Source organism: Buchananella hordeovulneris (genome assembly GCF_001907235.1).
In the GTDB taxonomy this organism is placed as follows: domain Bacteria; phylum Actinomycetota; class Actinomycetes; order Actinomycetales; family Actinomycetaceae; genus Buchananella; species Buchananella hordeovulneris.
In genome coordinates this window covers 86,712-99,080 of the sequence record NZ_MQVS01000002.1, presented here as the reverse complement: position 1 = coordinate 99,080, position 12,369 = coordinate 86,712, and the positions used below count along the sequence as shown (strand labels likewise).

Below are 12,369 nucleotides of genomic sequence, written 5' to 3'. Positions count from 1 at the left end.
GCTGCCAGGGTTCCCATTCCTTCCGAGTCCTTTCTAGCCGAGCTGGAGTTGGCCTACCGCGCCGCGCCCGCCACCGAGCGTGCCGCTGCTTTGGCCGTGGTGCTGATCCTTCTCGCCGTCACACAGGAAACCGTCACCAAGCGGGCCAGCACTATCCCCCAAATCCAGGCCCTATACCAGCAGCACCCCACCTCCGAAATCACGACCCCACTGACAAAGACCTTATTCAACCTTACTATCAGACGGGAAACCACCACTGAAATGAAGAAAATAACCGCCCACATCCAGGCCCTATACCAGCAGCACCCCACCTCCGAAATCGCCACCGAACTGGCAATGGCCCTATTTAATCTTACTATTAAACAGGAAACCACCACCGAGCAGGCACGCGCCATTAACCACATCAGGGCCCTGTACCAGGAACACCCCACCCCCGAAATCGCCACCGAACTGGCGAAGTCCCTATTTAATCTTATCGTGAGGCAGGCAACCGCCACCGAGCGGGCTAGCACCATCGACCACATCAAGGCCCTGTACCAGGAACACTCCACCCCCGAAATCGCCACCGTGCTGGCGATGGCTCTAGCCAATCTCTCTGCTGCACAGGAAACCACCTCCGAGTCAGCGGGAACTCTTGCCTACATCCAAGCCCTATACCAGGAACACCCCACCCCCAAAATCGCCACCGTGCTGGCGAGGGTCCTATTTAATCTTATCGTGAGGCAGGCAACCGCCGCCGAGCGGGCTGGCACCATCGACCACATCAGGGCCCTATATCAGCAGCATCCCACCCCCGAAGTCGCCAACTCACTAGCGCAGGCACTATTCAATCTCAACACGAAACAGCAAACCGCCTCCGAGCAGGTGGATACCGTCGCCCAAATTAAGGCACTGCACGAGGCACACCCAATTCCTAAGATCGCCATCCTGCAGGCGATGGCCCTCCTCAACCTCACCGCAGCTCAGGAAACTGCCCCCGAGCTTATTTATACCGTCTCCCAACTCAAAGCCCTGTACGAGGAACACCACCTTCCCCAAATTGCCATCCAGCTAGCAAAGGGACTACACAATTTTATCGTGCGGCACGGAACCGCCGATGAAATGATGAAAGCGGCCACCGGCATCGCAAAACTAGCTGAGGCACATCCCGAGGCTCCCGAACTAGGCAAGATTTTTGCCGCGCTCCACAAGCGTGCGTCGCAAATTCGCCCCTAGCGCGCCCCTCCCCGCACTATGCTGCCAGGGTGCCCATTCCTTCCGAGTCCTTTCTAGCCGAGCTGGAGCGGACCTACCGCGCCGCGCCCACCGCCAAGCACGCCGCCGCCTTGGCTGAGGCGCTGGCCCGCCTCACCGTCGAGCAGGAGCCACCGTCTGCCGTGGCCGCCACGGTGCAGAGACTTCGCACCCTCCACGCCGAGCATCCCAGCCGGGAGGTGGGCGGGATGCTCGCCATCGGCCTGCACAGTCTCACCGCCGTGCAGCGCTCCGTCGCCGAGATCACGGACACGGTGGCCGAGATTCAGACCCTGCACACATTGCACCCCAGCGACACCATCACCATCGCCCTGGCCAGGGCCCTGTTCAACCTCACTGCGGTGCAGGCCACTGCCGCTGAACGCGCCGCTACCGTCGCTCAGCTCCGGTCCCTACACACCGCGCAGCCCAATTCTGAGACTGCCCTTGCCCTAGGCAGGGCACTGTTCAACCTGGCTCTTCGGCAGCACTCCCGCGCGCAGGCTGAGGAAACTGTCGGCCAGCTAGAGTCCCTCTACCGCGCTTACCCCACTCCCGCCCTCGCCGTCTGCCTCGCGCAGGCCCTGTTTCACCTCTTCCGTCAGCAGGACAGTCGTGCCGCCACCGTGGAAATCTCGGCTCGCCTGCGTGCCCTGTACCAAGCGCACCCGACCCCCAACGTCGGACAGGCCTTGGCTAGGTGTCTGGCCACTCTCGCCCTCAACCCGCGAGCTACCAGCGACCGGGCGGACCTCATCAATCAGTTGCAGGCGTTGCAGGCCACCCACCCCACCCCCGACATCACCAACAGCTTCGCCACCGCGCTGTTCAATCTCACCGGTCTGGCCAACTCGGCTCCCGAGGCCGCACAGGCCGTCGCCAGGCTCGCGGGGCTATATCAGGCCCAGCCGACGACGGAGCTGGCCACCCCGCTGGCAAAGGCTCTCAACAACCTGGCCATCAGATATGCCACCGCGACCGAGCGGGCCGCGGCCGTGGCACGGATTGCGGACCTGTTCGCGGTCCACCCGCAAACCGACATCGCGAACCTGCTGGCAATAGGCTTGTTCAATCTCTCCCTCAAGCAAAATGCCCCAGCCGAGCTAGCGCAGACAGTGCAACGCCTGCGGGAACACTACGGCACTTACCACACCGATACGGTCGCCACCGCCCTGGCCCGCACGCTGCTGCACCAGCAACGGTCGGACCGCAACCAGCCCACCGATCCGCGTCTCCTCGCCGAGCTGCAGGCCCTCCGCGAGGCCCACCCCCTGGCTCCCCAGATCGACGAGGTGCTGGCGGAGTTACGGCGAGACCCGCCGCTCAACCCGAATTAGTCCATCCTCGCGAGCACTAAGCTGCCAGGGTGCCCATTCTTCCCGCAGCCCCACTAGCCGAGTTGGAGCGTACCTACCGCGCCGCACCCACCGCCGAGCACGCCGCCGCCTTGGCTGAGGCGCTGGCCCGCCACGCCCAAGAGCAGCCCACCGTTGCCGAGCGGGAGGCGACGGCGTGGCGCTGCGAGGAGCTGTACCGCGCGCACCCCGGCCAGGCGATCGCCGAAAACCTGGCGTCCGTGTTGGCGAGCGTCGTCTTGGCGCAGCACAAGGAGTCGGCGATCATCGACGGCACGGCTCGCGTCGAGCACCTCTACCGCGCTTGCCCGACCACAGGGGTGGCCTCAGCCCTCGCCGTCTGCTTGCTCAAACTAGCCGCCGGGCAGGCGACCGTTGCCGCTCACGCCACCGCGGTGGCCCGCCTAGAGGGTCTGTACCAATCCCACCCGACCGCTGGTGTCGCCCGGTATCTGGCGGTGTGCCTCGCCAACCTCGCACTGCTGCGGCCGACAGTCACCGAGCGCGCCGCCGCCGTCGAGCGCCTCCAGGCCCTGCACGCCGCCTACCCCGGCGACGACACCGCCTTCGCCCTGGCGCGCGCCCTCGCGCTGCTGGCCGCCGTCCAACCTCAGATCTCCGCGGTGGCGGGCAGCGTGACTCTCCTCGAACGGCTCTACCGCGCACACCCAACCGGCTACACCGCCTTTCCCCTCGCCGAGGCCCTGGCTCGCCTGGCTGGGATGCAAACCGCCCCCGCCCGGGCGGCAACGCTGGCCCACCTCACGTCCCTCGCGGGCGCCCACCCGGAGGTTCCTCAGATCAGGGACCTGCAAACTGGAGTGAAATCCTGACCGACAAAAACCGCCCCACCCGGAGGAGCTCGCCCCCGATTCCCGACACCGATCCCACGGCGCGGGCCGCCGCGTTGGCCGCCCGCGCCCGCACGCAAGAGGAACCGACTGTCCTGATGCACGCTATCGCCCAGCTGACGGCGCTCTACGAGGCGCATCCCGCGCCGCGCGTCGGCGAGGCTTTGGCGTGGGCGTGGAGCTTCTTGGCCGAAACCCAGGAGGACGCCGCACAGCTGGACGAAACCGGCAGGCACATCGCGGCGCTCTACGCCGCCCACCAAACACTGCCCCTCGCCGAGGCCCTGGCCGGGACGCTGGTTCTCCTTAGTTCAGCACAAGCGGACGGTCAGGAGGTGGCACAGATATCCACCCGCCTGCGCGCGCTCTACCTGTCCCACCCCACGACCGAGATCGCCCAGGCCCTGGCCTGGGGGCTCGTCGACCTAGTGGCCGCCCAGGAGACCACCGCAGACGTCCTCACCTCCCTCGCTCAAGTAGAGGCTCTCGCCGCTCGCCACCCCGGGCAGGAAGTTGCCGAGCCGCTGGCCGCCGCATTGGCCAACTACTCCTGCCACCTGACCGCCACCACCGAGGTGGAGGCTGTTGTTTCCCGCCTCACCGAGCTGTTCACCCGCTTCCCGACACCGCCCATCCGGCGGGCTCGTGCGCTCGCGCAGGAGAATCTGGCTGGGCTAACCACCGCTCCTGCCCCGGCCGAGCCTCGGCAGGACCCGAAATTAGAGGGCACCGCCCTATGACGGAGACCTCGCTATCCCAGGCTGCCGCGCTGGTGGCGCGCGCCCGTGCGACGGAGGACTCCGAGGTCGTCGCTGAGCTCATCGCCCAGGTGCGCGGCCTCTACCAGGCCCAGCCCTCGCCCGCCCTCGCGCAGTCGCTGGCCGAGGCCTACTTCCTGTTGCCCGGCCTCGACGAGTCGCCGCGTAACGTGCAGGTGGCCCTGGCCGAGATCTCGGCGCTCTACGCCCGCCACCGAACGGCCGAAATCGCTCTCTGGCTGGCCCAGACCTGGGTGATCGTCCTGTTGGGCGCCGCCACCGCCGCGGAAACCCTCCCCGCGGTGCGGCAGCTGCAACGGCTCTTCCAGTCCCATCCCACCGCCGAGCAGGCCGACTGCCTCGGCTACGGTCTGCTGCTACACACCGTCGAGCTAGCGGACAGCGCCCACTTCGCCGCCCCACTAGCCCAATTGCGAGACCTGCACCGCCGCTATCCGTCCCCGGCGCAGGCCCTGCACCTGGCCCGGGCCCTGGGCAACTACTGCAAGACGGACAGCGCCGAGGAAGACGCCATCATCGCCGAACTGGAGGCGCTGCTCCAGGCCCACCCCACGCCGGACTTAGCAGCCCAGCTGGCGGTCAATCTGCTGTTGTTCTTCGTCCGCCGCGGCACGCCAGCCGAGCGCGCTGCCCCGCTCGCCCGGGTCACCGAACTGGCCGCGCGCTTTGAGCACCCGACCATTGCTGGGCTGCGCGACCGGATGGCCGCCATCCTGGCGTCCTCCCACCCCGGGGCGGGCGCCTAACCCCGCCCTAACTGGTCACCAGCGCGTCACAGGCGCCACATGCACCGGATGACGCGCCCTGGTAGCCAGTTAGGGCGGTGGCCCCCGCCACCCACCACGCCTAAACCGACCGCCCCCGCGCGCCTTTCGCGCCCAAAGAGTGGTGGGTGGGGCAGCCAGAGGCCGCCCCACCCACCGAGGGATGCGGATAATAGCTAGTTCAGGGTGGTCAGCGCTTGCCGGATGCGGTGCAGTTGGTTGTCAACGGCAGGCTGATCGAACGGCAGGTCCAGGCCCCGGCACTGGGCCGCTAGCTCCGCCAGCGGGCGCACCTCCGGGAAGCCCTGCTCGGCGAGCACGTTGGCACGCTCCAGCGCCGGGGCCACCGCGCGCGTCGGGTTGCTGGCTTTGCGGGCGTCCACCCACCGCATCAGCGGTCGCAGCACCCGGTCGAGGTCTGCCACGGCCCCCTGCAGGGAGCTGGACATGTCGTCCACGCCAAGGGTGACCTTCCGCAACGCCGGCACCAGTCCGTGCACCGAGGACTCCATCGCCTCGCACAGGTCGTTGATCGCGCCAATGGCGTCGGCCTCCCCGCCGTCCAGGATCGAGGCGGCGAAGCGTCCCACCATGAGGGTCTCCAGGCGCACCAGGGCGATGCGGAAACGCAAGTCGGTGACGGCCTTGTGCAAGCCCACCATGCGGCCCGGCAGGGTTCGCAGCACGGCCGCAGCGCTGGTGGCGTGATTGGTGACCCGCTCCCCGAACTCTTCGACCTTGGGCTTCTCCCCCGGCGCCCAGCCGGCGGCCACCGCCGCCACCACCGAGTCGGCGCGCTCGGCCACGGGCTCAACCTGCTGGGAGCGGGAGGTCAGCGAGTTCAGCAAACGCTCGTACTCGTCGAGCCGGAAGACCAGCAAGTTGGTCTCCCGCTCAATTTCGTTGACGGAATCCAGCACCTCGGCTACGCCGCCAGTCGCCTGCGGCCGGGCGGGCACCCGCACCCCGGCATTGATGAGCGACTCGACCTCGGCAGGCAGGGCCACCGACGTCATCGCGTACAGGCTCGGGTAGCCCAAGCTGGACAGTTCCTGCCCCAGGGCCTCCGCTCCCTTGATGGCGACCTCGCGCTTGGGCATGCCAGCCGCCTCATGCTTGCGCTCCAGGGAGCGCACGCGCCGGTAGGCATCCTCCACTGCCTGCTGAGTGTCGGACTGCAGCGGCTTCAGACGCACCGACAGGTAGCCGTCGTGCAGGGGCACAACCGTGGCGAAGACCCGGTAGTCCAGGTGGTCGGCGGCGCGGTTGGTGACGTAGGCACACACCGGCAGCCCAGAGGACAGATCGTCCCACATGCATTTAAATACGGCGGCCGGCATATCCGCGTGCCGAATAATGTTGTGAGGCGAACCAATGAGTTTCTCCCGGTCATACCGGGAGAGCACGTCAAAAGTACGATTAGACCGCGTGATCACGCCTCGGCGATCGGTAGTAGAGAAGAAGATGTCTTCGGGGTCGAAGTGACGCTCATAGCCGATGACGCTCTCCATGATCCACTTGTCCTTTACTCCCGACGGTGGCGCTTCGACCCGCGACGCGCCACCGACACATGCCACTAGGGGCGAAACAGGGGCTGGCCCCGTTCCGTCAGAGGGACGCAGGTCCCGCCCGGACCCTCCGAAACCATGGTTGCACACCTAAATGGCGCGCACGTAGTGGGCGGCACCACGACCTTTTGTGGCGGCCGCCCGACGCCTGCGTTCTGCCTCACTTATGAGGCAGTTGGGCTCGGACGGCCATCCGAGGCTTCCCTTGCAATCTCGCACTTTGGGACACCTGTACCTTTCCTGTCATCCACCGCTAGGCGTACCCGACACCGCGAACGACTGTGGGGAACTTCACGTTTGGGTATGTTCGCCCCTATTTCGCCCTAATGCCCCGCTTCCAGCCAGTTGGTGCCGCTTCCCATCGATACGTCCAGTGGCACGCGCAGGCTGACGGCCCCACTCATCTCCCGCCGCACGATTTCTTGCACGGCCTCCAACTCCCCCGGAGCAATTTCTAAAACCAATTCGTCGTGCACCTGCAACAAGATGCTCGATTCAAGTTCTGCCTCGAACAGCGCCCGCACCGTATTGAGCATCGCCACCTTAATAATGTCAGCGGCGCTGCCTTGAATTGGGGCATTAAGAGCCGCCCGCTCCGCCATTTCTCGCCGCTGCCGGTTATCGGAAGTCAGATCCGGCAGGTAGCGGCGCCGCCCCATGATGGTCTCGGTATAGCCCCGCACCCGCGCCTGCGCCACCACCTGCTCCAGGTAGTCGCGCACCGCCCCGAAACGGGCGAAGAAGTCGTCGCGCAGGCGGTTGGCCTCGGCCACCTCGATGCGCAGTTGCTTGGACAGACCGTAGGCAGACAAGCCGTAGGCCAGGCCGTAGGTCATAGCTTTGATGCGGGAACGCTGCTGCGGCGTGACCGCGTCAGGCGTGCCGCCGAAGACCCGGGACGCCGTGTAGGAGTGCAGGTCTTCCCCGCTGTGGAACGCCTCGATCAGGCCCGGATCCTCCGTCAGGTGGGCCAGGATCCGCATCTCGATCTGCGAGTAATCGGCCGTCAGCAGGCACTCGCCCCCGTCGCCTGCCACAAACGCCGAGCGGATGGCGCGTCCCTCCGGGGTGCGGGCGGGAATGTTTTGCAAGTTCGGGTCGGTCGACGACAGCCGACCCGTGGCTGCCACCGTCTGTTGGAAAGTCGAGTGAATCCGCCCGTCGTCGCTGACAGACTTCTGCAACGTCTCCACTATCTGACGCAACTTGATCTTGTCGCGGTGCGCCAGCAGGTGATCCAGGAACGGGTGCGGGTGGGCCACCGCCAGGTCCGTCAGCGCCTCCGCGTCAGTGGAGTACCCCGTTTTGGTTTTCCGGGTCTTGGGCAGGGCCAAATCGGTAAACAGGACCTGCTGCAGTTGCTTGGGGCTGGAGAGGTTGATCTCCTTGCCGATGGCGTCGTAGGCACCGCGGGCCGCGGCCTGCACCTCGGCGTCGAACTCGGCATGCAGTTGCGCCAGCCGCTCCCGATCAACCGCGATGCCCCAGTTTTCCATGGCCCACAGGCAGCGGCTGACCGGCAGTTCGACATCGTCCAACAGCTGACGAGCCGAGCGCCGCTCCACTTCCGCGGCCAACACGTCGGCCAGTTGCCGTACCGCCTGGGCCCGCATCACCGTCGGGCGAGAGGTGCCGTCCAAGTCGAGGGTGTCGCTGTCTGCCTCCAGCTCCCGGCCCAGGTAGCGGCGGGTCAGCTCCGCCACGTCGAACTTCCGCCCGTCCGGGTGGCACAGGTAGGCCGCCAAGGCCACGTCGAAGACCGGGGCTCCGATCGCCACCAGGCGCCCGTTGAGCATGTGCATGATTGCCTTCAAGTCGCACACGGCCAGCTGCGACAGGGAGGCGCAGAAGATCTGCACCGCCACGGGTTCTTCCTGGAGGTCATAGACCACTGCCGTTTGCCCATCGGTGAAGGCCACCTCCCAGGCGTCGGCCCGCGCCGGGTCCGGGCTGGCTACCCCCTCCACGTCCATCCCCACCAGCGTGCCGTCCCGCTGCCAGGCCTCCAGCTGCGCCGCAGCGCGCTCCGGGGCGACCGTGGCGTCGACCACCACCAGCTCTGTCGGGGCGGCATCGACCACGGCAGTGGCCCCATCCGCCACATCCAACTGCGCCAAGACCCGCTCGCGTAGAGTGGCGAACTCTAGGGCGTCAAAGGTCTCGTGCAGGGCGGCGGCGTCCACCCCCCGCGGCCGCAAATCCGCCAGCTCCACCCCCAGCTCCACGTCGGTCAAGAGCCGGTTGAGTTGCCGGTTGCGGCGCACCTGCTCCACCGAGTCGCGCAACGCTTGGCCGCGTTTGCCGGTGATCTGGTCGGCGTGCGCCAGCACCCCCTCCAGGCCGTCGTACTTGCGGAGCCAGTCGGCCGCCGTCTTCGGGCCGACGCCCTCCACCCCCGGCAGGTTGTCGCTCGTCTCGCCCACCAGCGCCGCCAGGTGTGGGTAGCGCTGCGGGGGCACCCCGTAGCGCGCCTCCACCTCGGCCGGGGTCATACGCCGCAGCTCCGAGACGCCCTTGACGGGGTAAAGCACCGTCACGTGTTCGGTGACCAGCTGGAACGTGTCCCGATCGCCCGAGCACAGCAACACCTCGGCTCCCGCCGCCGCCCCCTGCGTGGCCAAGGTGGCCAGGATGTCGTCGGCCTCGAAGCCGTCCAACGAAAAGTGCGCCACCCCCACGGCGTCTAGCACGTCCTGGATGAGGCTGACCTGCCCCTTAAACGGCTCCGGCGTGGCCTCCCGCGTGCCCTTGTACTCCGGATACTGCTGCAGCCGGAAAGTGGGAGCCTTGGTGTCGAAGGCCACCGCCACGTGTGTCGGCTTCTCTGCCTCCAGCAACCGCAGCAGCATCGAAGTAAAACCGTGTACCGCGTTGGTGGCCTGCCCCGCCGAGGTGGTGAAGTTATCCACCGGCAACGCGTAGTAGGCCCGGAAGGCCATCGAATGTCCATCAATCAGCAAAAGACGCGAAGTGCTCACCTGTGCCACCCTAGGCCCATGACTGCCGATTCTTACCTCGCCACCACCGAACTTGGCCCCTTCGCGACCAAACTGGGCATCGCTGTGCAGGAGGTCGGTCCCACCCGGTGCGTGGCCACCATGCCGGTGGAGGGCAATACCCAGCCGCTCGGCATCCTGCACGGGGGCGCCAACGCCGCCCTGGCCGAGACGGCCGGTTCGCTGGCCGGGCGCGCCCAAGCGTTGGCGGTCGGGGCGAGCGCCGCCGTCGGCGTGGACCTGAGTGTCACCCATCATCGGGCCGCCCGTAGCGGGCAGCTGACGGCCACCGCCACCGCCGCCCACCTCGGACGCACCATCGCCACCTACGACATCACCATCGTCGACGACGCCGGGCGCCGCACCGCCTCGGCCCGCCTGACGTTGCTCCTGCTGACGGGCACCCGCTAGGCGAAGCCAAGAGTTTAGGGGGGTGAGCGTTGCTCACCCCCCTAAACCTGTGCGGCTACTTCTTGCCGATCTGCTCGATGACGGCGTCGGCGACCTCCCGCATGGTCAGGCGCCGATCCATGGAGGTTTTCTGGATCCAGCGGAAGGCCTCGGCCTCCGTCAGGTTCATCTCGGTCATCAGCAGCCCGCGGGCGCGGTCCACTCGCTTGCGGGTCTCGAAGCGGTCCTGCATGTCCGCGATCTCGTCTTCTAACGCCACGATCTCTTGGTAGCGGGCGTAGGCAATCTCCAGGGCGGGCAGCAAGTCAGCTTCCGTGAACGGTTTCGTGACGTACGCCATGGCGCCCACGTCCCGGGCCCGCTCCACCAGTTCCTTCTGGGAAAAGGCCGTCAGCATCACTACTGCACAGGCGTTGTCCTTCAAAATGCGGTCAGCCGCGGTAATGCCGTCCATGCCAGGCATCTTCACGTCCATGACCACGAGGTCTGGCGCGAGCTCGTCAACTAGGCTGACGGCCTCTTCGCCGTTGGTAGCCTCGCCTACCACTTCGTAGCCGGCGGCCTCGAGGATCTCCACGATGTCAACGCGGATCAAGGCCTCATCCTCGGCCACCACCACCCGGCGGGCGGGCGACTGTTCGCCCTGCGGATCCGATGTGGCGAGGATTGCATCCACTGAATCGTCGTTTTTGTGCTCGTTCACTCTCGCAATACTAGTAGACTATCCCCGGTTCACACCGGAGCCCCGGTGGCCCAACTGGCAGAGGCGGTCGACTCAAAATCGACAGGTTGTGGGTTCGAATCCCACCCGGGGCACTTTCGGCCCGCTGCACTAAAGGTGCGGCGGGCCGTTGTTGTTGCGGGAAAAGTAAAAGGTAAGGGGGCCGCGCGGCCCCCTTACCTTGCTGCGTCACGCGTGGTGATCGGATTCGTCCCCCACCGTGTGTACCCGGATCGCGTTAGTGGAGCCGGGCGTGCCCGGCGGCATGCCCGCGCAGATGATGATCGTGTCGCCTTCTTCAGCCAGGTGCGCCGATTGCAACACCTGATCCACCTGCCGCACCATCTGGTCGGTGTGCGACACGTGCGGCACCTTGTAGGGCTGCACGCCCCAGGACAGCGCCAGCTGCGAGCGGGTCTCGTCTAGGGGCGTGAAAGCCAGCAGCGGAATGGTGGGACGCAGACGAGACATCCGGCGCGCCGTATCCCCGGACTGGGTGAAGGTCACCAGGTACTTCACGTCTAGGACGTCAGCCATCTCGACGGCGGCCTTCGTGATCACCCCGCCGCGGGTCCGCGGAATCGAACCGAGGGGCGCGATCCGCTCCCCACCGTTTTCTTCCACGTTCTCGATGATGCGCGACATGGTGCGCACCGCCTCGATCGGATACTTGCCGACGGAGGTCTCCCCCGAGAGCATGACGGCATCGGCGCCATCCAGGATGGCGTTGGCGCAGTCGGAGGCTTCCGCGCGGGTCGGGCGCGGGTTTTGAATCATCGACTCCAACACCTGGGTGGCCACGATGACCGGCTTGGCATCCCGCCGGGCCAGTTCGATGGCCCGCTTCTGGACGAGCGGCACGGCCTCCAGCGGCATCTCAACCCCGAGGTCTCCGCGGGCCACCATCACACCGTCGAACGCGTCGATGATCTCCCGCAGGGCGCTGACCGCCTGCGGCTTTTCAATCTTGGCGATAACCGGAATCATGCGCCCCTCTTCGCGCATGATCTCGTGCACGTCCTTAACATCGTCAGCGTTGCGGACGAAAGACAGGGCGATGACGTCCACCCCCAAACGCAGGGCCCACCGCAGATCGTCGCGATCCTTCTCCGACAGCGCAGGCACCGACACCGCCACCCCAGGCAGGTTGATGCCCTTGGAATTGGAGACGTAACCAGCCACCTCACAGCGCGTAATGACGTCCGTAGCGGTGACTTCCACCACCCGTACCGCCACGTTGCCGTCATCGATCAGCAGCCGGTCGCCCGGGCGGCAGTCAGCGGGAAGTCCCTTGAACGTGGTGGAAACCCGCTCCTTGGTGCCGAGAATGTCGTCGACCGTGATGGTGAACGTGTCGCCCACTTCCAGATAGTGCTTGGCGTCGTCCTGGAACTTGCCGAGCCGAATCTTCGGCCCCTGCAAGTCGGCCAGGATAGCCACGGCCCGCCCGGAGGCGTCAGCGGACCGGCGCACGTTGCGGTAGACCTCCTCGTGCCCTGCCTGGGTGCCGTGGGAGCAGTTGATGCGGGCAATGTCCATGCCTGCGTCTACCAGGGCTTGGACCTGGTCGGGGTTTGAGGTGACTGGACCAATCGTGCACACGATCTTCGCTCTACGCATAGCTCCTAGCCTAATGGAAAGTCGTCCGACAACTACGGTGGGGCGGGCGCCTGCCAGCGGCCGCGCCTACG

The 12,369-nt window shown here is 66.4% G+C and carries 10 protein-coding genes and 1 tRNA gene; 7 read left to right on the top strand and 4 right to left on the bottom strand.

Going from position 1 to position 12,369, the window contains the following annotated elements; genetic code table 11:
* The first annotated feature begins 48 nt into the window (after positions 1-48).
* The 5 genes from BSZ40_RS02285 to BSZ40_RS02265 all read left to right on the top strand — a co-directional run bounded on the left by BSZ40_RS02285 (position 49) and on the right by BSZ40_RS02265 (position 4,964).
* Positions 49-1,215: a hypothetical protein gene (locus tag BSZ40_RS02285; RefSeq protein ID WP_073822922.1), complete on the top strand. Its 1,167-nt coding sequence runs from the start codon at positions 49-51 to the stop codon at positions 1,213-1,215.
* A gap of 29 nt (positions 1,216-1,244) precedes the next feature.
* Positions 1,245-2,570 carry a tetratricopeptide repeat protein gene (locus BSZ40_RS02280; protein WP_073822920.1) on the top strand — a complete coding sequence of 442 codons (1,326 nt, stop codon included), beginning with the start codon at positions 1,245-1,247 and terminating at the stop codon, positions 2,568-2,570.
* A gap of 29 nt (positions 2,571-2,599) precedes the next feature.
* Positions 2,600-3,421, top strand: a complete 822-nt coding sequence (locus BSZ40_RS02275; RefSeq protein ID WP_073822918.1) for a hypothetical protein — start codon at positions 2,600-2,602, stop codon at positions 3,419-3,421.
* Positions 3,422-3,537: 116 nt separating this feature from the next.
* Positions 3,538-4,179, top strand: coding sequence for a hypothetical protein (locus BSZ40_RS02270; protein WP_073822916.1), 642 nt, complete (start codon positions 3,538-3,540; stop codon positions 4,177-4,179).
* The gene (locus BSZ40_RS02265) at positions 4,176-4,964 is read left to right on the top strand and encodes a hypothetical protein (protein WP_073822914.1); all 789 of its coding nucleotides are present in this window, start codon (positions 4,176-4,178) and stop codon (positions 4,962-4,964) included. The genes BSZ40_RS02270 and BSZ40_RS02265 overlap by 4 nt, the downstream gene beginning before the upstream one ends.
* Positions 4,965-5,158: 194 nt before the next feature.
* Here BSZ40_RS02265 and BSZ40_RS02260 read toward each other — a convergent pair whose 3' ends face one another.
* Positions 5,159-6,493, bottom strand: a complete 1,335-nt coding sequence (locus tag BSZ40_RS02260) for a PAS domain-containing protein (protein WP_073822912.1) — start codon at positions 6,491-6,493, stop codon at positions 5,159-5,161.
* A 380-nt stretch (positions 6,494-6,873) separates the two neighbouring features.
* Positions 6,874-9,528 carry a DNA polymerase I gene (gene polA / locus BSZ40_RS02255; protein WP_281246627.1) on the bottom strand — a complete coding sequence of 885 codons (2,655 nt, stop codon included), beginning with the start codon at positions 9,526-9,528 and terminating at the stop codon, positions 6,874-6,876.
* A gap of 18 nt (positions 9,529-9,546) precedes the next feature.
* Here polA and BSZ40_RS02250 point away from each other — a divergent pair, with 18 nt between their 5' ends.
* Complete coding sequence (locus tag BSZ40_RS02250; RefSeq protein WP_073822910.1) at positions 9,547-9,957, top strand: PaaI family thioesterase; 411 nt, start codon at positions 9,547-9,549, stop codon at positions 9,955-9,957.
* Between the two features lie 55 nt (positions 9,958-10,012).
* Here BSZ40_RS02250 and BSZ40_RS02245 read toward each other — a convergent pair whose 3' ends face one another.
* On the bottom strand, positions 10,013-10,624 hold the full coding sequence (locus tag BSZ40_RS02245; RefSeq protein WP_222842737.1) for an ANTAR domain-containing response regulator: 612 nt from the start codon (positions 10,622-10,624) through the stop codon (positions 10,013-10,015).
* A gap of 75 nt (positions 10,625-10,699) precedes the next feature.
* On the opposite strand from BSZ40_RS02245, the gene BSZ40_RS02240 reads away from it, so the two are divergent.
* Positions 10,700-10,773: transfer RNA gene (locus BSZ40_RS02240), tRNA-Leu, on the top strand.
* A 94-nt stretch (positions 10,774-10,867) separates the two neighbouring features.
* Here the strand turns inward: BSZ40_RS02240 and pyk are convergent.
* Positions 10,868-12,298: a pyruvate kinase gene (pyk, locus tag BSZ40_RS02235; RefSeq protein ID WP_073822908.1), complete on the bottom strand. Its 1,431-nt coding sequence runs from the start codon at positions 12,296-12,298 to the stop codon at positions 10,868-10,870.
* Positions 12,299-12,369: the final 71 nt, after the last annotated feature.

Excerpts from the sequence above, each read along its gene's own strand:
- BSZ40_RS02270 (WP_073822916.1), top strand. The coding sequence starts at position 3,538 with ATGCACGCTATCGCCCAGCTGACGGCGCTCTACGAGGCGCATCCCGCG.
- BSZ40_RS02265 (WP_073822914.1), top strand. The coding sequence starts at position 4,176 with ATGACGGAGACCTCGCTATCCCAGGCTGCCGCGCTGGTGGCGCGCGCC.
- BSZ40_RS02260 (WP_073822912.1), bottom strand. The coding sequence starts at position 6,493 with ATGGAGAGCGTCATCGGCTATGAGCGTCACTTCGACCCCGAAGACATC.
- BSZ40_RS02250 (WP_073822910.1), top strand. The coding sequence starts at position 9,547 with ATGACTGCCGATTCTTACCTCGCCACCACCGAACTTGGCCCCTTCGCG.
- pyk (WP_073822908.1), bottom strand. The coding sequence starts at position 12,298 with ATGCGTAGAGCGAAGATCGTGTGCACGATTGGTCCAGTCACCTCAAAC.